Raw genomic sequence first — 23,039 nt, 5'->3', positions numbered from 1 at the left:
CGTCATGGCTACGCCGCTGCCCACCCTCGACACACCGCCCGGAGGGGGCGTCGCCAACGCTGCCGAACGGTTCACCGACGCATTGCGCCAGCACGGCGAGACTGTCCGCGCGGCAGGCTCAGGGCGATGGATCGCGACATGCCCGGCTCACGCCGACAAGTCCCCCTCGCTGAGCGTCACGGAACGCGCTGGAGATCCAGGCCGCGTGCTCGCTCACTGCCACGCCGGATGCCAGCTGGTCGACGTCGTGGCCTCACTCGGGCTTGAGCTGCGCGACCTGTTCGACGGCTCGCCCGAGCGCGTGCCGTATCGGTACGACTCGGGGCGCGTTGCCTGGCGCGTGCTCGAGACAGGTTCACGCCGCAAGCAATTCCGACAGACCGGCACCGACCGCCCCGCCGAGCTATGGCGGCTCGCACACGTGCGAGAGGGTGTCGAGGCGGGCGCTGACGTCTTCGTGACTGAGGGTGAAGAGGACGCGCTGACGCTCGAGGCAATCGCCGCGCCGCAGCGAATCGCTGCAACGACCGCCCCGATGGGGGCCGCAAACTGGTCGCAGGTGGACTACGGCATCCTCGCTGGTGCTCCGGTGATCGTCGTTGCGGACAACGACACGGCGGGCGTCCGCCGCGGGCTCGAACTGACTACGCATCTGGAGAGCATCGGGGCGGTCGTGCGAGGTGTCGTCACAGCACGCGACGGGCTGAACGACGTGACGGATGCTCTTGCAGCGTGGACGGGCGATGCGCCCATGACCCTCGAGGATCTGCGGAGCGAAACCGTCGCCCAGTACCGGGCCCGGGTGGGCGGCGACGTCGCGACCGCGGAACCTGACCGTGCCCGGGTGGCGCAGGGCGGGTCGTTCATCTTCGACAGCGAGGATAACGACGAACCGATCTGGGGGGATGCTGAGCGCGTCGCCTGGGCGCCGGGCGAGAGCTGCATGGTTTACTCCGCGCCGGGCGTCGGAAAAAGCACGCTTGCGGGGCTGCTCGTGCGCGCCCGGATGGGGCTCGAGCGAGTCGTGCTCGGTATGCCGGTTCGAGCCGATGAGCGGCGGGTGCTGTACCTCGCAGCCGACCGACCACGACAGATCGCGCGGGCTCTTCGTCGCCAGTTCACGGAAGATGAGCGGCCGGTGCTGGATGAGCGGCTGCGCGTCTGGCGCGGCCCGCTGCTCGATGACCTCGCGGCGCACCCGATGCTGCTGCTCGAGCTCGCCCGCGAGGCGGGAGCGGGGACGCTGGTTGTCGACAGCATCAAGGATGTCGCCGCACGGCTGAGCGAGGACGAAGGCGGGCGCTCATTCAACGTGGCGCGGCAGCACTGCCTCGCGGAGGGCGTCGAAGTGCTCGAGCTGCACCACGCGCGGAAGGCGCCGGGCGAGGGGCGCCGGTCCCTGAATCTCGATGACGTCTACGGGAGTACCTGGCTGGTTGCTGGCGCCGGGTCGGTGCTTGGGCTGATCGGCGAGGCAACCGACACGACCGTGGAGCTACGCGGAATGCGGGTGCCCCGCGGCGACGTCGGGCCACTGAAAGTCGCTATCGACCGCGCGCGAGGCACGATGTCCGCCGAGCATGCACCTACCGCGCTGGACGCGCTGCGCGGGCAGGGGGCGCTGCTAGCGAAGCAGGTCGCGCAGATCCAGTACGGACGCGACGACGTGACACGGGCCGAAGAGTCTCGGACGCGCCGCGAGCTGGACAAGCTCACCAAGTTGGGCCAGGTCGAGCGGCTTCCGGTTCGCGGCGTGGCCGGCGGCGTGGAGCGAATCGCATACGTCGCAGCGACCGAATCGGGGGGCATGCCATGAGGTTGTCCGTCGAGTGGGGAGGACGCACGCGAGTACGCACGCACCCCTCGCGAGCTGAGCACGCACGCGACCACGCACGCACCTCCACGCTGCGCTCGAAAACCCCGGAATCACGCTGCACGAGAGCACGCACGGACACGCACGCACGGGGCTGCGCGCAAGCACGCACGCAAGTGCCCCTCTTTAAGAGGGCACGCGCGTGCGTGACCAACCTGCACGCCGCGCTGCATGTCGACCAGGAACCGCAATCACACCCGACGAAAGGAAACCCGAATGGCTGTCCTGACCGATGAACAACGAGCGAGCCGAGAAGTGCTGAGGCGCGCACTCGCCCGAGACCGGCTCGCCCGGCTACGCCCGCACCTCGTCGCGCATCTGGCCTTGCTCGGGTACGACGACCGCGCCCGGGCAGAACGCGCCGTCGACAGAGCGATGGATGCCTGGATGGGGGTCACACGATGAGCGCTCCCACGATCACGATTCCCGCGTACCGGCCAGAGCTGCTGGCTCCCGTGCTTGGCGGCGACGTCGCTCGCGCGCAGTCTCTGCTCGAGGCGGCAGCGAGTGCGGGCGTACTCGTGCGCATTCGGATCGGCCGGGACTACTTCTGGCTGCCCGTCGAAAGCGAAACGACGTGAACGCCCGCGACAGCATCTGGTCGGCGGCAGGCCACGCGGGTATCGCGCCGATCGGACTCGACGGCTTGCCACCCGCCGTCCTCGAGCGGCTGCGGTCGTGGCTCCGAGTGCCGCTACAGCGCGGATGCCCCCACACGGGAACCCAATACGCGCTGCTCGGTGCTCACGTCGTTCGCTGCGCGGAGTGTGCCGCGGGCGCTGGCTTTGCCGCACTCGCCTCGCGCTGCGGGGGCTGTGGGGATGAAACGGGCGATGACGGAGTGCAGGGGCTTTTCGCATTGACGCCCGAACTGGTTGCGGCCGTCGCATCGTGTGCGGCCTGTCTGAACGAACGAACGGAAGAACCGATGTCAGATCCGCGAGAAAGGTTGGAACGCGTGCGAGTCGCCCGAGCAACGTTGGACAGTGCGCGTCAGCGTCACGAAACCGAGCGAGCGCGACGTGAGGCAGAGCGAAAGCGCGGTCAAGTCCCGTGTTGTGGTGTCAATCCGGCTGCTTCCTTGATGGGTGAGGGTCAGGCGGTGAGGAACAGGTCGGGGCGCTCAGGCTCGGCGTGGTCTTGGAGTGTGTGGACGAGTTTGCGCATGGAGATGTCGGAGAGGTAGCGGCGTTCACCGTATTGCCATTCCTCGTGCTGCTCCTGCAGGACGGCGCCGATGAGGCGGGTGACGGAGTCGCGGTCGGGGAAGATCTGCACGACGTCGGCGCGGCGTTTGATCTCACGGTTGAGGCGCTCGATCGGGTTGTTGGACCAGACCTTCTGCCAATGCTCACGCGGGAGCGGCGCGAATCCGGTGAGGTCTGCTTCGGCAGCATTGAGCATGTCTGCGATCTCCGGGAACGACCCGCGGAGGGACGTGGAGACCTGGTGATACTGGGCGATCACGGCCTCGGGGGTGGTCTGCGCGAAGATCGTCGAGATCAGCGCGTTGACGGGCTTGGAGCGTGCCGATCCGAGCTTCTGGGTGACGTTACGAGCGAAGTGGACGCGGCATCTCTGCCAGCCCGATCCGGGGAGGATCGCTTTGACGGCGGCTTTGATGCCGGCGTGAGCGTCGGACGTGACGAGGGTCACGCCGAGCGGGTCTGTGTCGGTGGAGACTTTCAGACCGCGGTCGCGGAGGGAGCGGAGGAACTCGGTCCAGAAGTCCGTCGTCTCCGCGTCGCCGAGAGCCATCCCGAGGATCTCCCGACGGCCGTCGCCGCTGACCCCGGTCGCGACGATGAGGGCTTGGGAGAGAACCCGGCCACGGTGGCGCACGTCGAGGTAGGTGGCGTCCAGGAACAGGTACGGGAACCAGGTGTGATCGAGCCGGCGGTGCAGAAACTCGTGCACCACCTCATCGATCTCGGAGCAGATGCGGGAGACGGTGGACCGGCTGATGCCGGTGTCGTTGCCCAGCGCGCGGACGAGCTGGTCGACCTTGCGGGTGGAGACTCCGTCGATCCAGGCCTGGCAGATCACCGCGTAGAGCGCCTTGTCGACACGGCGGCGTGGGCTGAGCAGGCTCGGGAAGAACGACCCCTCCCGCAGCTTCGGAATCTGAATGTCGACCTCCCCCGCGGGCGTGGCGAGCGTCTTCGCGCGAGCACCGTTGCGACGCGTGGTGCGCTCCGCCGTGCGTTCGTAACGGGCCGCGCCGATCTTCGCGGTCGCTTCCGCGTCAACAAGGTCCTGCAGCCCCGCCTGCAGCATCCGACGGAACACGTCGGAATGGGCGAGGTCAGGATCGGCGAGGACTTCTGCGATCAGGGTCGTCAAGGCAGACTGATTCTGGGTCATCGTGGGATCTCTTCTTTGCTTCTTGGCGGAAACAACTGGTCATCCCACGATGGCCCTCCTACGTCAACGACGACGAGAACCCCGCAGGAATTGACACCAAGCTACGAGACGCACCCGAAAGCGCCGTGCTGAGTTGATCCCCGCGCCGTGCCGCGTGTGCGGTGCGATGGTCGCGCAAGGGGAGGGCGAGCGGTTGCCTGCGCCGCCCGCGGATCGTCACGGCGACTGCTGGTCGCCCGTTCACGAGCAATGGGTGCCCGCGCCGAAGGATGCCGACCGCTGGCGGCGAGCCCACGACGAATGCGCGTCACTCGACCGGGCAGGAATCGTCCACGTTCTCACGGGCGTTTTCCTCAAAACCGAGCAGGCGCGGCACGTCGAGGCGCCATTGCCCACGGCGAGTGCGTGGCCGTGGAATCGCACGAGCGACCGGCCGTGGGCGTTCGTGAGCGATGCGGAGCGTGAGGCATTGCGGGCGGCGGCCGAGCTGGCACAAGCGGACGGGCGGAGCATCTTGTGCAGCGACGGCGCCTGCGGATGCTGCGGGCGGCGCTACTCGTCGGCATGGTTCGAGAGCGAGCTGCAATGGTCTGACGGCACTCCCGCGCCTCTCTGCGGCGAGTGCGACACGGTGTGGGCTCGGTGGGGCGGCACGACTCCGCACGCGACGCGGGAGGAGCGGCAGAGGGCCGCGGTGCTCGAGTTGGTGTCGGGCTATCGCTTGCCGATGGGACACGTCGCGCCCGCCGAACTTGAGCCGTACTGCCGATCGAGCGATGGCGATCCGGTAGGGCGCACGACGCCATTCGCCTGGTCACCACAACTCGAGGTTCTGCGAGCAGAAATCTGGACCGCTCGGCCGGACCTCGCGCCGGAAGATCGCCAGGCCGAGTTCACGACGATTCACGACGAACGGGTCGCCGCCGAGCTGGCCCGACGTCGCGCAGAGGCCGAACAGGAAACCGTCGCGGCTTGGTGAAGACCGGGGCGGGTGGGGAGCTGAGGCCCCGCCCGTCCCCTCACTCGTTCGGGAGCACCTCGAGCTCGAGCACGTCGGCCTCGTCGGGAAGATCGCCGCGAGCGACACGGATCTGTCTGACGATCTCCTCTATCTCGCGGGCATCCGTGCCCACCTCGACTCGCGTCGCTGCGTCCAGGCCGTCGAGTGATGCCGCGGCTGTGCGACCGCCACACCCGCACGAACAGCACCAGGTCGCCCGCGCTTCGCATCACGGTCCGCGTAATTCCAGAGGCGCTCGAGTCGGTCGCGCCAGAGCCGCCTCTGCTCGTCTGCCTCGATCGTCGGGAGCTGCCCGAAGAACTGGCGAACGGCTCGGCAGGCGGTGCTGGCATCGGCGTAGTCCACCGCTGACGCCACCTGCGCCCATGTGGAGCCCGCTACGCGCAGCGCCCATGCCCTCTGGGCTCTCTGTGCCGCGTCGGCCCTCACGAGCTGCTGCTTGGTCGCGGTGTGCATTTGCTGTGCATCGCTCATGCCGAGACCTTAACTGAGTGGCGCGGCCCGGCGCTCGGGGTTGGCCTGCGACTTTCGCCCTGGATCCGTGGGCGTTTCTCGAGGTAACCGAGCGCCGAGAAGCGCGAGCGCTATCGTGAGCGCATGGAAGCGTGGTTCGTGACCCTCTTCGTGACCAACGTCGCACTCGCTGCGGTCGTCGGGTACGCGGCGACTCAAAAGGGGCGTAGCGGCTTCGGATTCTTCATGCTGGCGTTCCTGTTCAGCTTCTTGGTGGGCATCCTCGTCCTGCTCGCGATGCCCGCTGTCTCGACGACCTCGCCACGATCGTCCTCGTCCGTCGCTGATCGTCGCGCATCGATCGCGCAGTCGAAGCTCGAGGTCCTGACCCGCGTGCAGTACCAGCAGTGGGAGGCCGCGGGGCGACCGGACATCGCGATATGGGACGGAGTGCGTTTTGAAGAGTGGCTGGACGCGCAGGGACGTCCGTAATCTCGCCCGGCGCCGAATGACTTTCGCACGCCGCCGGCACATGGGCGCGAAGACCTGCGACACTGCCTGAGTGAGCATCCTGGCTTTTCTGGCGGCGATTATCCCGATCGGCGCCTCCCTCTATGCCGGTGCGTCGTTCGTCATCGAGCAGACCTTGCTCGCGCGCGAGCGTCGTATGCGGCTCGCGCTTGCCCCCAGGGTTCAGGAGCTTCACGAGCGGGCGCGGTTAGAGAACCGCGCGACGGGCTCCAGTCCGGATTCGCCCGAGGGTAAGCGTGTGCGTGCGATTCCCCACCGCGTGAGGGACCGAATCTTGCGCATGCACCGCATCCCGGTAACGCATCTGCCGTACCTGGTCGACCAAGTCGACAGGGAGATGTCCGCTGGCGTCGTATCGACCAAGGAGCTGGTGCGCCAATGGGTGCTTCTGCTGAGCGCCGCCGTCGGCTTGATCTTGCTCGCGCTCGATAGCTTCATCGCGGCTGGGAGCCAAGCATGATGGCCGATCGTTCGCGCCGAGACTTCCCGCCCCCGCGTGGGCGCAAGTCTGACTTCTCGCCAACGTTCGCCGCGCCGCCGCAGCAGAAACGGTGGGGGTTTCTAGCGGGCTTTCTCGTGCTCATCCTGGCTGGCATCGTCACATTCCTTGTGATCATCGGGATCGTCGTGGTCGCGATGATCACGTCCGTGTCTGAGGACGACATGCTGAGCGAGTGCACCGATCGAGTCGCGGAGTGGGCGGGCGTCGATGAGTCCGAGGTCACCGGGCACGACGTCAACGACGAGAACCCGTCAGGCCTATCGTGGGACTTCCGCGGGAGCTACCCCGGCGGCGAGTGGGCATGTGGCGGATCAGCGAATGACCGGCTCCCGAAAAGCATCGTCGTGTATCCCGGCGGTCAAGGGTCAACCGATCCGGGCGACATCCCGACCGAGATTTACTCCAACCGCTGACGCTCGGAACGGGCCCGATTTTTCTGGACCTCTGTTGGATGCCAGAGCAGGCAGCGACCCTTTCGAGGCCGCGCGTTTCGGAACGGCCGGGGTGTGGGGGCTCCGCTAGCTCGGTGCTAGCTAACAGCTAGCAAACGCACGTGACCTGAGGCGGTACGTTACGTGCACGCGGCGCCGGTTCATCCCCGGTCGAGCGGGCAATCTCGGACGTTGCGACTACGTAGGATGTATGGGCTCGGACACCTCTCATCTGACTTGTAATTAGGGGGTTACGGGTTCAAGTCCCGTAGTCGGCTCCACGAGGGAATGCCAGATCAGACTGTATTTCCCGCACTCCCTGCGGCGTCTTGCGCAGACGCTTCGACAGCTCGCCCTGCCATCCCCGTCCATTAGCGCGTCGATTAGGCCACCTCACAATGTGCTGTACTGCGCTAGTACGACGCATCTCGGGGAGGACAACGATGGTCGCGATCGCGCTCATCTCGGCTCTCTGTCTCTGTCTGATCGGCACCGGACTGTTGATGATCCTCGGACGCAAACGGTTCGTGTCGAACGCCTCTGCGGTGTCGGCGCTAGCGCCCTACTACTCCAGCCCGCGCGCTGTCGCTTCTTGGGGTGGTGTGCTGATCGTCTTGGGGGCCTTACTCGCCGGGTGGGTGTTCGTCGTTCCGGGCGTCCGCGACGGTATAGTCAACCGCTTTGGTGGCGTCTCTCCGTCCTCGAACGCGATCCTGTGGGTCATCGCCGGAGTGCTCATCGCCGCGGGCGTGGTGCTGGCAGTGAGTTCGGTCGTTAGATTCCGGCGGGCGTGGCGCTCGCGCGCCGAATGGCCTCAGGACAGTGAGGAACGAATCGCGGGCGCACCTGGAGTCACGAGCGCGACACTCGCTGGTGCGGGAGCCCTGGGACTCATCGTGACCACTGTGGTGCTCCTTTTGAGTTAGGCCCCTGGCTCTGGCCGGTGGTGCCCTATCCATAGGCAATAGCGTTGTCATCATGCCAATGACATGGCTCACGCACGAGTGGGCGACGGGCGGACTGAGCCACGAAGAGTACGAGGAGCGCTGGCGCCTGCATCTCGCGCACCGCGTCGAGGTGCTACCGCGTCTGAGCGGCGGAGCGGAGCGCCTGGTCGACGGCATCGATCTGCACGACGGGATGGTTCGATCCTTCGAGTACCTGCCCCGCGACATGCTCACCTGTCGCGTTCTGATCGGCGACATGCAGGTTGGTTACGAGTTCGTGGAACTGGGATACGTCGACGCCGAGCTGCGGCTGGAACCGGGTTCCACCATCGAGACGTTGAGTCTCTTCGACGCGGAGACGGAGATCATCTCCGACGAGGTCGACGTCGCGGCGGCCGGGCGTTTCGTTCATCGAGTGCTTCTCTGGCCCCGAGGCGAATACGAAGTCGAGTTCACCTCGCTCACCGAGAACAGGGAAGCGGCCACGAGCGCGGATCGCTTCTCGCGCGGCCTGGCTGGTCATTGAGCGAATCGGGCGCGCTCGACCGCACCCTGCTGCGCGCCTGAGATCCCCCCTGTCGGACGGACGAGAGCATTCAGAAGTCCGCGGAGCCGCGGGCTACCATGGGGCCAGAAGCCGGCTCGAGAAGGGGGAGTGGCCGTGCGTCGTCGCCCCCCGATGATCCTCGCGGCGCTGGGTGCCGTCTCGGTCGGCGCCCTGACCGCGGTGCAGGCGCGCATGAACGGCGGCCTCGGCAGCGAGTCCGGCGATGGCATCCTGGCCGCGTTCGTCTCGTTCGGGACCGGGCTGCTGATCCTGGTCGTGGCGGCACCCCTGACATCCGCGGGGCGAGACGCGATGCGGCGGCTGTTCGCGGGAGTCCGGGGCCGGAGCCTCCCCTCCTGGATGCTCCTGGGTGGTCTCGCCGGCGCGCTCACGAACGCGACTCAGGGCCTGACCGTGGGGCTGCTCGGCGTCTCGCTTTTCACCGTCGGGGTCGTCGCGGGACAGACGGTCGGCGGTCTGGTGCTCGACCGCGTCGGTTATGGCCCGGCGGGAGTCGTTCCCGTCACGATGCGTCGCGTCGCCGGTGGGGCGCTGGCACTCGTCGCCGTCGGGATCGGACTCGCGGGGGGAAGCCTGGCGTCGGTGCCCTGGTGGATGCTCAGCCTTCCGTTCCTGGCGGGGGCCGGCATCTCCTGGCAGCAGGCGACGAACGGGCGCCTGCGTCAGCGGGTCGACTCGGCGTTCGCCGCGACCTTCGTCAACTTCCTCGGCGGCACCGTCATCCTCGGTGTTGCGGCCGCGGTTCACATCGCGGTCGTCGGGCCGCCCGCTTCCCTCCCCACGAATCCGTGGTTGTACCTCGGGGGTGCCACGGGGGTGGTCTACATCTTCGTATCGGCGGGGCTCGTCAGATACACGGGCGTGCTGCTGCTGGGGCTCGGTTCGGTCGTCGGACTGCTCGCGACGTCGGTCGTGCTCGACGCCGTATGGCCGACGGATGCCGAACTCGACGTGGCTCGTGCGCTCATCGCCGTGGCGGTCGCGCTGGTCGGGGTCTTCGTCGTCGTGATGCCGCGGCGGCGTGCGCCGGGCGGACCCGGCGGCGCTGTCCCGCGGCGCTGATCCGCGGGGGTGGGGCGGGGCAGGGGGCGCCGGGCAGGCCCGCCGAGCGCGGCGCTAGGGGCGGGGCATCCGCGAGACGAAGCGCGAGGCGTCGACGCCGCGGCGGAAGCCACCGCGCGTGTGCTCGGGCTTCTTCCCCACGTAGAGCCAACCCAAGAGCGCTTCGTTCTTCTTCAGCCCGTGTGCCTTGGCGACCGCCTTCGCGCGCGTGTAGTGGCCGGTGCGCCACAGCACGCCGTAGCCGGCCTCGTCGAGCAGCAGGCTGAGCACGTGCGCAACTCCGGATGCCACGGCCTCCTGCTCCCACCGGGGCACCTTTTCGCTCTTGCGGTAGCTCGCGACGACCGCGATCAGCAGGGGAGCGCGGCGGGGCTTGCTGGATACGCCCTTCTCGCCCTCGGCCTTGCTGATCGCGCGCCCGAGCGTCTCGCGGTCATCGTCGCGCAGCTCGATCAGACGCCAGGGGCGCAGTCCCGAATGATCGGCGACGCGACCCGCGGCAGAGACCAGCTCGAGCAGCTCTTCGTGCGTGGGAGCCTCGTCCGTGACCTTCGACCAGGATCGCCGCGCCCGGACGGCGTCGAGTGCGCTCACTTCTCGGGCTCGAACGACAGGGCGAGCGAGTTCATGCAGTACCGGTCGCCGGTCGGCGTGCCGTAGCCGTCGGGGAAGACGTGACCCAGGTGCGAGCCGCACGACGCGCAACGCACCTCGGTGCGCATCATGCCGAGGGAGTCGTCCTCGATCAGCTCGACCGCGTCGGGGCGGACGGACTCGTAGAAGCTCGGCCAGCCGCATCCGGAATCGAACTTGGTGCCGCTCTCGAACAGCTCGGCGCCGCACGCTCCGCACGTGTAGAGGCCGGACCGCTCCTCGTCGAGCAGTTCGCCCGTGAACGGGGTCTCGGTCGCGGCCTGTCGCAGCACGGCGAATCGATCCGCGTCGAGTTCTGCGCGCCACTGTTCGTCGCTCTTGGTGACGGTGTAGTCCATCGCACTCTCCTGTCGTCCCCTCCATTCAACCCTGCGTGCGGACGACGCGGCGCATCGCGCGTGAATGAACACGCTTGAATAGGACCATGACGGCCCGCGACGAGGTAGCTGAGCGCTACGAGCGGTTCGCGCTTGTCGAGGCCCCCGGTCGCTCCGCCCTCTACGCCGAGTGGGCGAGCGGAGTGGCGCAGGATGCCTCGGCGTGCGACGTGATCGGACGACTCCCGCCCGACCGGCGTCAACCCCCGCTCGTCTTCGCGCTCGCGCGGCTGCGCGGCGCTCCCGAGACCGGTGGGTACTCGGCCTTCGCCGCGTGGCTCGTGCGGCACGAGGATGAGCTCGTGGTCGACGCATCCGTCCGCTCGCTGCAGACCAACGAACCGCAGCGATCGGCCGTGCTGTTGCCCGCGCTCGCCGCGATCGAGGGACCGATCGCGCTGATCGAGCTCGGGGCGTCCGCGGGCCTGTGCCTCGTGCCCGACCGCTATTCGTACCGCTACGGCGGCGCCGCGCACGTGGGGCTCGATCCGGCGGGGGGAACCTCATCGGTCGTGCTCTCGTGCGCTCTGCGAGGCGATCGCGTACCCGACCTGCGGATGCCCGAGATCGTCTGGCGTGCCGGGCTCGACCTGCGCCCGCTCGATCCGTCCGATCCGGCCGATCGCCGGTTCGCGACCGCGCTCGTGTGGCCGGGCGAGACGGGTCGCGCCGCGCGCATCGGGGCGGCGCTCGAGATCGCCTCGGGCGAGGGCCTGCGGATAGACGCCGGTGACGCGACCGACCCCTCGGCGCTCGCGCACCTGGTCGATTCCGCGCCTTCCGGGGCGACGATCGTCGTGACCACCCCGGGCTTGCTGCCGCACGTGCCACGGGCCGGTCGCGAGCGCCTGTTCGAAACGCTCGCCGGCCTGCGCGACAGGGGTGGGCGCGGGCGCGGGGTGGACTGGGTTTCGCTTGACCCTCCGGCCCTGCACGATCGCTGGACGACACCGGTGGACCCGAACGGATGGCCGGGGTTCGTTCTCAGCCTGAACGGTCGCGTGCTCGCCGCGGCCGATCCGCTTGGCGCGTGGCTGGAGTGGCGCGCCGGCTGATGCGCCCGTCCGACCTAACCTGGGGTCATGTTCGAGTCCCCGAGCGATGCCCTCACCGCGGCCGAGCGCGCGATGCTCGACTTCGAGGCCGAGTGGCGCCGCCATGCGGGAGCGAAGGAAGAGGCGATCCGTGCCGAACTCGATCTCACACCCCCGCGCTATTACCAGCTGCTCGGCCGGTTGATCGAGACCGAGGCGGCTCTCGCCTACGACCCGATGCTCGTCAAGCGCCTGCGGCGTGTGCGCGACCAGCGCGAGGCCGAGCGGGCCGCGCGCGAGGGTGCACTCGGCCTGTAGCCCTCGGGGCCGCGAAGGAGGCCCGGCCGCGGCGTTGAGGGTTCGCACACGCGACCGCCGGTAGCATTCTGTGGTGCCCACGCCCTCACGCGATCGATTCGACGACATCTCCGCGTCCCCCGGCCGCGTCGGAGCTCACCGGGCCGAGAACCCCCGCGTGCGCGGCTGGACCACGCTCGCGTGGGCGCTCGCCGCAACCGTCGTGCTGGTCGTGGTGGGAATCTTCGCGAGCATGATCTGGCAGGGCAAGATCGTGCTGTTCCCGACGCCCGCCCCCTCGATCTCGATCGTTCCGACGGCCGAGCCCGTCGTCGACACGTCGTACACCGTCCTGGTCCTGAACGGCACGCCCGAAGAGGGCCAGGCGACGTTGGCGAAGGACGAGCTCGTGGCGAACGGATGGCCCGAGGCCAACGTGCTCGCGGGTAACGCCGGAAACCGCTCCTTCCCCCTGACGACCGTCTACTACGCGGCGCCCGAGGCCGAGGGGGCCGCCCGCGGCCTGGCCGGTCTGATCGGTGCCACCGAGATCGCGCTCGACCCCGACTATCCGCTTCCCGGCACACCCGCGACGCAGCTCACCGTGGTGCTCGGACTCGACCGGATCGAACCGGCCGCCTCCGAGACGCCCGCCGGATAACGCGTCGTCTGCGGGATGGCGTGGCACCCGCCGGGTCGTTCGGTCCGGGTCGTATTCGGGACGCATTCGCCCGCATGTTTCGGCGGAGTTACGAGTTGGCGGCCCTCGTGTCAATACTTGCGCTCGGGGCTCTTCTGAGCCGATCGCGCTGGCTAGCATGACCCTGTCTCACCCACGCAGCACAGGAGTTCACGCATGACCCAGGGCACCGTCAAATGGTTCAACGCCGAGAAGGGATTCGGCTTCATCACCGTGGTCGACGGTGGTCAGGACGTCTTCGTCCACTACTCGAACATCGACATGACGGGATTCCGCGTCCTCGAAGAGGGGCAACTCGTCGAGTTCACGGTCGGGGCGGGCCAGAAGGGCCCCCAGGCCGAGTCCGTTCGCGTCGTTTCCTGACGACTCGGCTTCCCCCTCGCTCGTCGTGTCGGCGGTGCGAGCCGTTGCGCGCGTCCTAGTGTGGCGCGCATGACGACGCCTGCCCGGGCCCGCGCGCTCCCGAGTTCGGTGCGGCTCGCCGCGACTGTCGGCATGCTCGTGTCCGCGTTGGTGCTCGGTGCGTGCGCCGCGGAATCGACCGGCGCCGAGTCGCCCACGGCGACACCCGGGGGTGCGGCGTCGCCCGAGCCCACGCCCACGGTGACGGCCGAGGCGCCGCCGATGGCCGTGCAGCCGCTCCGCGGAACGCAGGTCTCACCCGAGACCATCGCGGGCCCGGCGCTCGCCGCGAAGATCGACAACCATGTCGGAGCCCGGCCGCAGGTGGGCCTCGATCACACGGACATCGTGTTCGAAGAGCTCGTCGAGGGCGGCCTGACCCGCTACGTCGCGGTCTGGTTCTCGGACGTTCCCGCCGAGATCGGTCCGGTGCGCAGCATCCGTCCCATGGATCCCGACATCGTCTCGCCGTTCGGAGGCCTGATCGCCTATTCGGGCGGCCAACAGCGGTTCGTCGACATGATGCTGAACGCGCCGGTGCACAACGCGATCCACGGTGGCGCGGACGATCAGTTCATGTACCGCACCCGGTCGAAGGCCGCGCCGCACAACGTCATCGTCCGCGCGCCCGAGCTGCGGGCGGCGTATGCCGACATCCCACCGCCCGCGCAGCAGTTCGCCTATTCGCAGCGCCCGCAGACCGCATCTGCCGCCGCCTACGGCAACCCCGCGGCGGGGCTCGATCTGTTCTTCTCTGCTAAAGAGGGCCGGACGTGGCTGTGGGATGCGGGCTCCGGTCGCTACCTGCGGTCGCAGAACGGAGCGCCCGACATGGACTCGGCGGGCGGGCAGCTCGCCGCCACGAACGTGGTGGCTCTCTCGGTCAGCATCGACTGGACCTACGGGGACATTCCGAAGACCGTGATGGTCGGCAGCGGTCCGGCGTGGGTCGCCACGGGCGGCAAGGTGGTGCAGGTCACCTGGACCAAGACATCGCGGGACGCCCCGATCCAACTCACCAACGCGTACGGCACCCCGGTGTATCTGGCGCCGGGCAACACGTGGGTCGAACTCGTTCCCAACGCGCGTGGCGGAAGCGTCACCGTCGTCTGACCCGAACCATTCGGACTCCGCGCGGCTTGCACTCGGTGGGGGTGAGTGCCAGAATGGGCGTTAGCACTCGCCTTACCGGAGTGCTAAACCAATACCTACGTCCGGGAGGGACGACACACACATGGCAAAGATCATCGCTTTCGACGAAGAGGCCCGTCGCGGCCTCGAGCGCGGCCTGAACATCCTCGCCGACGCCGTCAAGGTGACGCTCGGCCCCCGCGGTCGCAACGTCGTGCTCGAGAAGAAGTGGGGCGCCCCCACGATCACGAACGATGGCGTCTCGATCGCCAAGGAGATCGAACTCGACGACCCGTACGAGAAGATCGGCGCGGAGCTCGTCAAGGAGGTCGCCAAGAAGACCGACGACGTCGCGGGTGACGGCACCACCACCGCCACGGTTCTGGCTCAGGCGCTCGTCAAGGAAGGCCTGCGCAACGTCGCGGCCGGCGCCGACCCCATCTCGCTCAAGCGCGGCATCGAGAAGGCCGTCGCGGCCATCTCGGCCGAGCTGCTCAAGAGCGCCAAAGAGGTCGAGACCAAGGAAGAGATCGCCGCCACCGCGTCGATCTCGGCCGCCGACACCACCATCGGTGACCTGATCGCCGAGGCGATCGACAAGGTCGGCAAGGAAGGCGTCGTCACCGTCGAGGAGTCGAACACGTTCGGCACCGAGCTCGAGCTCACCGAGGGCATGCGTTTCGACAAGGGCTTCATCAACCCCTACTTCGTCACCGACCCCGAGCGCCAGGAAGCCGTGTTCGAGGACCCCTACATCCTCATCGCGAACTCCAAGATCTCGAACATCAAGGACCTTCTGCCGGTCGTCGACAAGGTGATCCAGGAGGGCAAGGAGCTCGTCATCATCGCCGAGGACGTCGAGGGCGAGGCTCTCGCGACTCTCGTGCTCAACAAGATCCGCGGCATCTTCAAGTCGGCTGCCGTCAAGGCTCCCGGCTTCGGCGACCGTCGCAAGGCGCAGCTGCAGGACATCGCCATCCTCACCGGTGGTCAGGTCATCAGCGAAGAGGTCGGTCTCAAGCTCGAGAACACGACCACCGACCTTCTCGGCAAGGCGCGCAAGGTCATCATCACCAAGGATGAGACCACGATCGTCGAGGGTGCCGGCGACTCGGAGCAGATCGAGGGTCGCGTGACCCAGATCCGCCGCGAGATCGAGAACACCGACAGCGACTACGACCGTGAGAAGCTCCAGGAGCGTCTCGCCAAGCTCGCCGGTGGCGTCGCCGTCATCAAGGCCGGAGCCGCAACCGAGGTCGAGCTCAAGGAGCGCAAGCACCGCATCGAGGACGCCGTTCGCAACGCGAAGGCCGCCGTCGAAGAGGGCATCGTCGCCGGTGGTGGCGTCGCCCTCATCCAGGCCGGCAAGAACGTCTTCGACACGCTCAACCTCACGGGTGACGAGGCGACCGGTGCGAACATCGTTCGCGTCGCGATCGAGGCGCCGCTCAAGCAGATCGCCCTGAACGCCGGCCTCGAGCCCGGCGTCGTGGCGAACAAGGTCGCCGAGCTGCCCACCGGACACGGCCTCAACGCCGCCACCGGTGAGTACGTCGACATGTTCGCGTACGGGATCATCGACCCGGCCAAGGTGACGCGCTCTGCCCTGCAGAACGCGGCGTCGATCGCCGGTCTGTTCCTGACGACCGAGGTCGTCGTTGCCGACAAGCCCGAGAAGGTCTCCGCTCCGGCGGGCGACCCGACGGGTGGCATGGACTTCTAAGTCCCGCACGAATCACAAGAAGGGCCCCGGCGTCATGCCGGGGCCCTTCTTTTCGTCTGCCTGGATTTCGTCTGCCTGGATTTTCGTGGGCCTGGGTTTCGTGGGCGCGGGCGCGAGGCTCGGGTCAGCGGAACAGGGCGGCGTTCGTGACCTCGGCATCCGCGTATTGCCGTCCGGCGGACTCGAGCGCCAGGGTGATCGCGGCGAGGCTCTCTTCGACGTGCCGCTGCGTGGCGCGCCATCGTTCGATGGTTTCTTGGAACGCGGCGGATGCCTGGCCGGTCCACGACGACTGCAGCTGCACGAGTTGGCCGAGCATGGCCTGCGATTCGGCCTGGATGCGGTCGGTCGTGCCGCGGATCGCGGCGGACTGGGCGATGACGGCGTCGGAGTCGACGGTGAACACGGCCATGGGGGCTCCTTGAGGTGCGGATCGGGGTCGCCGAGTGCTGCGGGTGCCCCGACGCTACGGGCCTGGCGGGTACCGGCCGTGCCCAGGCATCCGGATCGGGCTCCGTCCCGTCGCTCGCGCCCCTGGGGAGGAAGGATCGAGCGGCTCCCCTGGCAGTAGATGTGGTTTGCGGCGCTCCGGACCAGCAACAAGTGCCCGGGGAGCGGTCCTGAGATGCAGCGCGGCGCGTGCGGGTCAGGGCGCTGGCGGCAGCGGGGGGAGGGGCGGCAGCTCGGGGAGCGGCTGCGTGTCGAGGTAGAGGGTCGACTCGGGCGCGATGGGGAACGAGACGCGGAACGTGGCGCCGCCGCCCGGGGTGTCTTCGACCGCGACGGTGCCGTTCAGGGCAGCGACGATCGACGCGACGATCGCAAGACCCAGGCCCGAGCCGCCCGTCTCGCGCGTGCGCGAGGAGTCGGCGCGCCAGAAGCGCTGGAAGATGTTGTCGCGGATCTGCTCGGGAATGCCCTCGCCGTGGTCGACGATCGCGACCCACCCCATACCCAGGGGTGCGGTCTCGCTCACCGCGGTGAGGTCTGTGCCGACCACGATCTCGATCGGCGAATCGTCGGCGGTGAAACGGCGGGCATTGCCCAACAGGTTCGCCACGACCTGACGGATGCGATTCTCGTCACCGAGCACGACGGGCGGGCGGTTCGCGGCGATCGGAATCGGCTTCGTCGGGAACGACAGCTGGGCGGGCGCATCGGCCGCTCCGTCGCCGGACCCGGACCGAGGCGACGGGAGGGGGCGGGGGATGCGTCGGAGGAGCGAACGCGCCCGAGCGCCCGAGCCGCCACCGCCACGGCGCCGAGGCGACGCGGCATCCTTCGCAGCCGCATCCTCACCGGGACCGTCAGCGAGACCAGAGGGGTGGGTCTCGGGAGCATTCGTCGCCGTGCGCGACCCCGGTGCATCGAGGTCGATGACGGTGACGGTGCGCTGCGGTGCCGCGGCGCGGAGGTCCATTCCGGCGTCTCGCGCGATGGGGCGCAGGTCGATGGGGGTGATCTCGACCTCGCGACGCTCGTCGAGTCGCGCGAGGGCGAGCAGGTCTTCGACCAGCACCCCCATGCGGATCGCCTCTTTCTCGATCCGTTCCATGGCCTGCGCGGTGTCCGCATCGCCGCGGATCGCGCCGATGCGGTACAGCTCGGCGTATCCGCGGACGGTCACGAGGGGTGTGCGCAGCTCGTGGCTCGCGTCGCCGATGAAGCGCCGCATCTGGCGCACGGTCGCCTCACGCTGGCTGAGCAGGGCATCCACGCGGTCGAGCATCGTGTTGAGGGCCCCGGTGAGCTTGCCGACCTCGGTGCGCGGATCGCCGGGCGCCAGTCTCTGGCCGAAGTCTCCGGACGAGATGGACATCGCCGCGCGCTCGACCTGGCCCAGGGGGCGGAACGTCTGTGTGACCAGCAGGCGAGTGGTGAGCGCCCCCGCGGCGATCGTGATCAGGCCGAGGATCGTGAAGACGCCGAAGAAGGTTGCGACCGTGCGATCGATGGGGGCAAGTGGCTGCGCGATGATCTGCGTGTAGAGCTGCCCGTTCAGACCGGGTTCGAGCGTGCCGGCGCTGGCGTGATACACCGCGCCGTCGTCATCCTTCAGGGTGAACGGGTTCGTGCCGAGTGAGATCGTCTTCTCGAGCGTGTACTCCTTGGGCCAGTTCGGACCAGCGCCCGTGGGGCGCCCACCCAGTGACTCGCCCTCCGCTTCGTAGACGGCGATGAAGTAGTCGCCGGCCATCGCCTGGTCGGTCAGCGAGATCTCCACCCTTCCCGTGGCATCGTCGATCGTAACGTCGAGAAGACCGGCGGCGAGGTTCGACGAGGCTCGCGCGACGAGTTGTTCGTCCTGCGCGGCGACGAGGGCGTTGCGCACGAACGCCATCGTCGCGATCCCGGATGCGAACAGGCCGATCGCGAGGATCGCCACGGTGACCCCGGTGACCTTGGCGCGGAGGCTGACGCCCCGCCACCACCGGGTGACCTTGTCGGGTTTGTGACGATCGCTCAGGGAGTCCCCCTACGCGGTCTTGCCGGCCTTCAGCATGTAGCCGAAGCCTCGCTTGGTCTGGATGAGCGCTTCGGACGAGTGCGGATCGATCTTGCGACGCAGGTACGAGATGTAGCTCTCGACGATGCCGGCGTCACCGTTGAAGTCGTACTCCCACACGTGGTCGAGGATCTGGGCCTTCGACAGCACACGGTTGGGGTTGAGCATGAGGTAGCGCAGCAGCTTGAACTCGGTGGGGCTGAGGTCGATCGAGACCTCGCCGACCTTGACGTCGTGCGTGTCCTGGTCCATCGACAGCTCGCCGGCGCGGATGACGGCCTCTTCGTCGGCCTGCATCGTGCGGCGCAGGATGGCCTGGATGCGCGCGACGATCTCGTCGAGGCTGAACGGCTTGGTGACGTAGTCGTCGCCACCGGCGTTGAGGCCCTCGATCTTGTCTTCGGTCTCGTCTTTGGCGGTCAAGAAAAGGATGGGCGCGGTGTAGCCGGCGCTCCGGAGGCGCTTGGTGACGCTGAACCCGTTCATGTCGGGCAGCATGACGTCGAGCACGATCAGATCGGGCTCTTCTTCGAGAACGGCCGAGATCGTCTGCGCGCCGTTCGAGACGGCCCTGACCTGAAAACCGGCGAATCGCAGGCTCGTGATCAGAAGATCGCGGATGTTCGGCTCGTCGTCTACGACGAGGATGCGCGGTGCAGTCATTACCCCATTATCGCCGCTGGAGTGATGCATCCGCTGAATACCGCCCTGATCGGCGCGTTCGGCGTGCGATCGGGGGGCTCGTGCGCCCTCAGGCGGCGATCGCCGAACCGTCGAGGATCGTGTACGCGTAGCCCTGTTCGGCGAGGAAGCGCTGACGGTTCTGCGCGAAGTCCTGGTCGACCGTGTCGCGCGCGATCAGCGTGTAGAAGCTCGCGGTGTGGCCGTTGGTCTTGGGCCGCAGCAGTCGCCCGAGGCGCTGCGCCTCTTCCTGGCGCGAGCCGAACGATCCCGAGACCTGGATGGCGACGGATGCGTCGGGCAGATCGATCGAGAAGTTCGCGACCTTCGACACCACGAGCACCGAGATCGACCCCTCGCGGAACGCCTGGAACAGCAGCTCGCGCTCGTCGACGGGCGTGGCGCCCGTGATCTTCTGGGCGTCGAGCGCCTCGGCGAGGATGTCGATCTGGTCGAGGTACTGCCCGATGATCAGGATGCGCTCGCCCTCGTGGCGGTCGACGAGCTGGCGCACCACGTCGATCTTGGCGTGGGCGGTCGCGGCGAGCCGGTAGCGCTCGTCGTCCGCGGCGGCGGCGTACTCGAGCCGGTCGGAGGCAGGCAGGTCGATGCGCACCTCGTAGCAGGCGGCGGGGGAGATGAAGCCCTGAGCCTCGATCTCTTTCCACGGGGCATCGAAGCGCTTGGGCCCGATCAGGCTGAACACATCGCCCTCGCGGCCGTCCTCGCGCACGAGCGTCGCGGTGAGGCCGAGGCGGCGGCGTGCCTGCAGCTCAGCGGTGAGCTTGAACACGGGCGCGGGGAGCAGGTGGACCTCGTCGTAGACGATGAGGCCCCAGTCGAGCGCATCGAGCAGCGCGAGGTGCGCGTACTCGCCCTTCCGCTTCGCGGTAAGGATCTGGTACGTCGCGATCGTGACCGGCTTGACCTCTTTGACCTGTCCGGAGTACTCGCCGATCTCCTCCGCCGTGAGGGTCGTGCGCTTGAGCAGCTCGTCGCGCCACTGCCGGGCCGACACGGTGTTGGTCACGAGGATCAGCGTGGTGGTCTTGGTATCGGCCATCGCGGCAGCACCGACGAGAGTCTTGCCCGCGCCACAGGGCAGCACGACGACGCCCGATCCGCCATCCGTGAAGCTGTCGACCGCCTGGCGCTGGTAGGGGCGCAGGTTCCACTCGCTCTCGTCGAGCGCGATCTCGTGCGGCGTGCCGGGGGTGTAACCGGCGAGGTCTTCGGCCGGCCACCCGATCTTCAAGAGCTCTTGTTTGATGTGTCCGCGCGCCCACGCGTCGACCGTGTAGGTGCCCGGGACGGGCTGGCCCGTCAGCAGCGGCTGGATGCGCTTGTTGCGCGCGACCTCCGACAGCACGGCGCCATCCGTGCTGCGCAGCACGAGCGTCCCCTCGTCGTCGCGTTCGATGACGAGGCGGCCGTAACGCCCGACCGTCTCTTGCACGTCGATCGAGACCGACGGCGGCACGGGAAACTTCGACCACCGTTCGAGCGTGGCGAGCATGTCTTCGGCGAGGTGTCCGGCGGCACGCGCGTTCCAGAGACCGAGACGGGTGATCCGGTAGGTGTGGATGTGCTCGGGTGCGCGTTCGAGCTCAGCGAAGATCGCGAGCTCGTGTCGCGCGGTCTCGGCGTCGGGGTGGGCCACTTCGAGCAGCACGGTCCGGTCGCTCTGCACGATCAGGGGGCCATCAGACATAAGGGCCAATTCTACCGGTGCGCGCGCGTGCCCGGGCGCGCCTCACACGCGTCGGATGCCTTGGACGCTCGAAACGGGCAGCGTGCGCTCGACGTCCGTTCCGCGTTCGCGGCCGCGCAGGCGACCGCCACCCAGGCCGCTGGCCTCGAGCGTGAACGTGCGGGTCGATCCATCGGGCAGTTGCACGTCGACGTCGACGATCGAGCGGGCGCGGACGGCGGCCTCGATCTCGCGTTCGAGCCAGGCGGCGTCCGCGTTGGACGAAACGGATGCGCGGAGCGTCGCGATGAGTGTCGTATAGGCCTCGGGCGGGGCGGAGCCCGGTGCCAGCGCGCTCGCCGCGATGCGGTGGCGTCGCATGGGTTCTTCGCGGCCCTCGTGATCGACGGCGACGGCCGGATAGCGTGCGTCGATCAGCGCCCAGAGCACGGTGTCGCGGGGCGCGCGAGACGTCAGCGCCGCACCGTCCGCGGTGCGGACCAGACCGAGGGGCCGCAGCGACTGGTCGACGGCGATCGTCTCGAGCGCCTGCATCTCGGTGCTCGTGACGAGAGCGCGGGGGGTCTCGGGCGGGGCATCCGGGTCGTATCCGACGCGGACGAGCCCATGCTTGTCGGCGGTCGTCCGCACGAGGTACTCGAGGGGTTGCGGCACGCCGGTCAATGACAAGCCCGCGAGGAACGCCAGCATCGACTCGGCGGTCTCGCCCTCGGTGAGGGCGGCGGCGATGGTCTCGGGCGTGAAGCGGTACGACGACGCCTGTGCGTGCGACTCGCGGTGGGCGAGTTGGCGCAGGCGCACATCGAGTCCGGATGCGAGCGGCCCGGGCGAGATCGCCGTCAGGTCGTTCTGCAGGTAGATGCGGTCGACCTCATGGGGGAGCAGGGCCCCGAGCCGGGCTTCGGCCTCGGTGGCGCCGGACGGGAGCGCGCGTGACCACGGGGGCGCGGCGCCGTCGGGTGCGATCAGGCCCCACACGAGGGCCTGGGAATGCAGGGCACCGGCGCGCGCCGGCCAGGAGGCATCCGCGGGGAATGTCGCGTTCCACGTCGACGGGTCGGTCCAGGCGCCGCCCGCGCGGATACCGCGGGGCAGTTATTCGCGCCACGCGGTGGCGACGATCGACCAGCGCCGCACCGTGGGCTCGCGCAACCACAGCTCGGCCTGGGCGGTGGGCAGCAACCAGCGCCCCTCGACGTTCAGCAGACCCGCGGTCTGCGCGAGGGCGATCAGGGCATCGAGGTCATCGGGGCGCTGCAGATCTTCGGTGATCCGGCGGCGATCCGCGGCGGCGAGCGCGCCCGACCCCAGGCGCGCGAACGGCGCCTGCAACGACTGGATGAGGATGTCGCCGAGCGACGCGACACTGGTGAAGGCCCGTTCGGCGATGGCCCCCTCGGTCGCCGCGTCGGCCGGCGGCAGCGCGCCTTGCGGGGTGGCGGGGTCGAGCGTGACGAGATCTATCGCGGCGGAAGTGGAGGGAAGCGGGATGCCCGAGGCATCCGTCAGTCCCAGGTTTCGCACCGTCGGCGCCACGTCTTCGGGGACCGGCGTGCCCTCGGCGGCCGCGCGAGCGACCGAGGCGAGCTCGGTCGCGGTCAGCCCCTGCAGGGCCCGTGCGACGAAGGACGGCTCGGTGAGCGCGTCCGCGGCGTCGAAGTAATCGCGCCAGGCGGCAGTGGGTGAGACTCCCCGCGCCGCGAGCAGGGCGGCGAACTCCGAGTCGTCGAGGGTCGCGAGGCGCGCGGCGAGCTCCCTCGTTCCCTCTGTCATGGTCGGCTCAAGACGAAGCCTGATTCGCGCGCTTGCGGCGCACCCAGGTGATGACGAGGAGCGTGATGATCAGCACGAACGCGAGCGGAAGCCCGATGTTCGGCAGGATGGCGACGAGCGGCCAGATTCCCGACGAGAAGTCCTCGCGGGACATTCCGGTGGCCGTGCCGATGATGATCGCGAAAGAAAGCACACGATCGATAGGAGCGCGATTCCGAGCGACATTGAAAACGCGAGGATTGCGTTTTCGGCGCGCCCAAGGCGGCAACCTTGTTGAAAGAAATTCGGGAGACGTGCT

At 68.4% G+C, this 23,039-nt stretch carries 27 protein-coding genes; 16 read left to right on the top strand and 11 right to left on the bottom strand.

Features of this window, described 5'->3' with window-relative positions; all coding sequences use genetic code 11:
• Positions 1–4 precede the first annotated feature (4 nt).
• The 3 genes from CGU35_RS11395 (at position 5) to CGU35_RS11385 (ending at position 2,454) form a co-directional block, all read left to right on the top strand.
• Positions 5–1,816, top strand: coding sequence for a bifunctional DNA primase/helicase (locus tag CGU35_RS11395; RefSeq protein ID WP_100811715.1), 1,812 nt, complete (start codon positions 5–7; stop codon positions 1,814–1,816).
• Positions 1,817–2,089: 273 nt separating this feature from the next.
• The gene (locus CGU35_RS11390) at positions 2,090–2,278 is read left to right on the top strand and encodes a hypothetical protein (protein ID WP_100811714.1); all 189 of its coding nucleotides are present in this window, start codon (positions 2,090–2,092) and stop codon (positions 2,276–2,278) included.
• Positions 2,275–2,454 (top strand): hypothetical protein, encoded by a 180-nt coding sequence (locus CGU35_RS11385; protein ID WP_100811713.1) that lies wholly within the window; start codon positions 2,275–2,277, stop codon positions 2,452–2,454. The genes CGU35_RS11390 and CGU35_RS11385 overlap by 4 nt, the downstream gene beginning before the upstream one ends.
• A 514-nt stretch (positions 2,455–2,968) precedes the next feature.
• On the opposite strand, the gene CGU35_RS11380 is transcribed toward CGU35_RS11385, so the two are convergent.
• Positions 2,969–4,237, bottom strand: coding sequence for an IS256 family transposase (locus tag CGU35_RS11380; protein ID WP_100809674.1), 1,269 nt, complete (start codon positions 4,235–4,237; stop codon positions 2,969–2,971).
• A 253-nt stretch (positions 4,238–4,490) separates the two neighbouring features.
• Here CGU35_RS11380 and CGU35_RS11375 point away from each other — a divergent pair, with 253 nt between their 5' ends.
• Positions 4,491–5,216: a hypothetical protein gene (locus CGU35_RS11375; RefSeq protein ID WP_100811712.1), complete on the top strand. Its 726-nt coding sequence runs from the start codon at positions 4,491–4,493 to the stop codon at positions 5,214–5,216.
• A 129-nt stretch (positions 5,217–5,345) separates the two neighbouring features.
• On the opposite strand, the gene CGU35_RS11370 is transcribed toward CGU35_RS11375, so the two are convergent.
• Complete coding sequence (locus tag CGU35_RS11370; RefSeq protein WP_100811711.1) at positions 5,346–5,732, bottom strand: hypothetical protein; 387 nt, start codon at positions 5,730–5,732, stop codon at positions 5,346–5,348.
• A gap of 123 nt (positions 5,733–5,855) precedes the next feature.
• Here CGU35_RS11370 and CGU35_RS11365 point away from each other — a divergent pair, with 123 nt between their 5' ends.
• From CGU35_RS11365 to CGU35_RS11340, 6 genes are all read left to right on the top strand, one after another.
• A complete protein-coding gene (locus tag CGU35_RS11365; RefSeq protein ID WP_100811710.1) occupies positions 5,856–6,203 on the top strand; it encodes a hypothetical protein in 348 nt (115 codons plus the stop codon).
• Between the two features lie 70 nt (positions 6,204–6,273).
• Positions 6,274–6,702, top strand: coding sequence for a hypothetical protein (locus tag CGU35_RS11360; protein WP_100811709.1), 429 nt, complete (start codon positions 6,274–6,276; stop codon positions 6,700–6,702).
• 116 nt (positions 6,703–6,818) lie between these two features.
• The gene (locus CGU35_RS11355) at positions 6,819–7,157 is read left to right on the top strand and encodes a hypothetical protein (RefSeq protein ID WP_198519575.1); all 339 of its coding nucleotides are present in this window, start codon (positions 6,819–6,821) and stop codon (positions 7,155–7,157) included.
• Between the two features lie 461 nt (positions 7,158–7,618).
• Entirely contained in the window at positions 7,619–8,101 is a 483-nt protein-coding gene (locus tag CGU35_RS11350) for a hypothetical protein (RefSeq protein ID WP_100811707.1), read from the top strand.
• A 52-nt stretch (positions 8,102–8,153) separates the two neighbouring features.
• A complete protein-coding gene (locus CGU35_RS11345; RefSeq protein WP_157813950.1) occupies positions 8,154–8,648 on the top strand; it encodes a hypothetical protein in 495 nt (164 codons plus the stop codon).
• 153 nt (positions 8,649–8,801) lie between these two features.
• Entirely contained in the window at positions 8,802–9,752 is a 951-nt protein-coding gene (locus tag CGU35_RS11340) for a DMT family transporter (protein ID WP_100811705.1), read from the top strand.
• A 54-nt stretch (positions 9,753–9,806) separates the two neighbouring features.
• On the opposite strand, the gene CGU35_RS11335 is transcribed toward CGU35_RS11340, so the two are convergent.
• Positions 9,807–10,346: a nitroreductase family protein gene (locus CGU35_RS11335; protein WP_100811704.1), complete on the bottom strand. Its 540-nt coding sequence runs from the start codon at positions 10,344–10,346 to the stop codon at positions 9,807–9,809.
• Positions 10,343–10,744 (bottom strand): peptide-methionine (R)-S-oxide reductase MsrB, encoded by a 402-nt coding sequence (gene msrB, locus CGU35_RS11330; RefSeq protein ID WP_100811703.1) that lies wholly within the window; start codon positions 10,742–10,744, stop codon positions 10,343–10,345. Before msrB ends, CGU35_RS11335 begins: the two co-directional genes overlap by 4 nt.
• Positions 10,745–10,830: 86 nt before the next feature.
• Between msrB and CGU35_RS11325 the strand changes: the two genes are divergently transcribed.
• The 6 genes from CGU35_RS11325 (at position 10,831) to groL (ending at position 16,070) form a co-directional block, all read left to right on the top strand.
• Positions 10,831–11,838 carry a DUF2332 domain-containing protein gene (locus tag CGU35_RS11325; protein ID WP_100811702.1) on the top strand — a complete coding sequence of 336 codons (1,008 nt, stop codon included), beginning with the start codon at positions 10,831–10,833 and terminating at the stop codon, positions 11,836–11,838.
• Positions 11,839–11,865: 27 nt separating this feature from the next.
• Positions 11,866–12,135 carry a DUF3263 domain-containing protein gene (locus CGU35_RS11320; protein WP_100811701.1) on the top strand — a complete coding sequence of 90 codons (270 nt, stop codon included), beginning with the start codon at positions 11,866–11,868 and terminating at the stop codon, positions 12,133–12,135.
• Between the two features lie 73 nt (positions 12,136–12,208).
• Positions 12,209–12,775 carry a LytR C-terminal domain-containing protein gene (locus tag CGU35_RS11315; RefSeq protein ID WP_232711281.1) on the top strand — a complete coding sequence of 189 codons (567 nt, stop codon included), beginning with the start codon at positions 12,209–12,211 and terminating at the stop codon, positions 12,773–12,775.
• A gap of 195 nt (positions 12,776–12,970) precedes the next feature.
• Positions 12,971–13,177 (top strand): cold-shock protein, encoded by a 207-nt coding sequence (locus tag CGU35_RS11310; protein WP_100811699.1) that lies wholly within the window; start codon positions 12,971–12,973, stop codon positions 13,175–13,177.
• Between the two features lie 69 nt (positions 13,178–13,246).
• Positions 13,247–14,329 carry a DUF3048 domain-containing protein gene (locus CGU35_RS11305; protein WP_157813949.1) on the top strand — a complete coding sequence of 361 codons (1,083 nt, stop codon included), beginning with the start codon at positions 13,247–13,249 and terminating at the stop codon, positions 14,327–14,329.
• A gap of 121 nt (positions 14,330–14,450) precedes the next feature.
• Complete coding sequence (groL, locus tag CGU35_RS11300; protein WP_100811697.1) at positions 14,451–16,070, top strand: chaperonin GroEL; 1,620 nt, start codon at positions 14,451–14,453, stop codon at positions 16,068–16,070.
• Between the two features lie 124 nt (positions 16,071–16,194).
• Here the strand turns inward: groL and CGU35_RS11295 are convergent, their stop codons facing one another.
• The 7 genes from CGU35_RS11295 to CGU35_RS11270 all read right to left on the bottom strand — a co-directional run bounded on the left by CGU35_RS11295 (position 16,195) and on the right by CGU35_RS11270 (position 22,934).
• A complete protein-coding gene (locus CGU35_RS11295; RefSeq protein WP_100811696.1) occupies positions 16,195–16,482 on the bottom strand; it encodes a WXG100 family type VII secretion target in 288 nt (95 codons plus the stop codon).
• Positions 16,483–16,716: 234 nt separating this feature from the next.
• Positions 16,717–18,456 carry a sensor histidine kinase gene (locus CGU35_RS11290; protein WP_232711280.1) on the bottom strand — a complete coding sequence of 580 codons (1,740 nt, stop codon included), beginning with the start codon at positions 18,454–18,456 and terminating at the stop codon, positions 16,717–16,719.
• Between the two features lie 90 nt (positions 18,457–18,546).
• Positions 18,547–19,239 (bottom strand): response regulator transcription factor, encoded by a 693-nt coding sequence (locus CGU35_RS11285; protein ID WP_036300315.1) that lies wholly within the window; start codon positions 19,237–19,239, stop codon positions 18,547–18,549.
• An 88-nt stretch (positions 19,240–19,327) separates the two neighbouring features.
• Positions 19,328–20,968: a DNA repair helicase XPB gene (locus tag CGU35_RS11280; protein WP_100811695.1), complete on the bottom strand. Its 1,641-nt coding sequence runs from the start codon at positions 20,966–20,968 to the stop codon at positions 19,328–19,330.
• A gap of 42 nt (positions 20,969–21,010) precedes the next feature.
• A complete protein-coding gene (locus CGU35_RS18590; protein WP_232711279.1) occupies positions 21,011–21,946 on the bottom strand; it encodes a helicase-associated domain-containing protein in 936 nt (311 codons plus the stop codon).
• 117 nt (positions 21,947–22,063) lie between these two features.
• Positions 22,064–22,741: a hypothetical protein gene (locus CGU35_RS18585; RefSeq protein ID WP_232711278.1), complete on the bottom strand. Its 678-nt coding sequence runs from the start codon at positions 22,739–22,741 to the stop codon at positions 22,064–22,066.
• 7 nt (positions 22,742–22,748) lie between these two features.
• Positions 22,749–22,934, bottom strand: a complete 186-nt coding sequence (locus CGU35_RS11270; RefSeq protein ID WP_232711277.1) for a hypothetical protein — start codon at positions 22,932–22,934, stop codon at positions 22,749–22,751.
• Positions 22,935–23,039: the final 105 nt, after the last annotated feature.

Source organism: Microbacterium sp. BR1 (assembly GCF_002812725.1).
In the GTDB taxonomy this organism is placed as follows: Bacteria; Actinomycetota; Actinomycetes; order Actinomycetales; family Microbacteriaceae; genus Microbacterium.
Note: the sequence above shows the minus strand (reverse complement) of the source record. Positions and strands in the feature narration are given on the sequence as shown.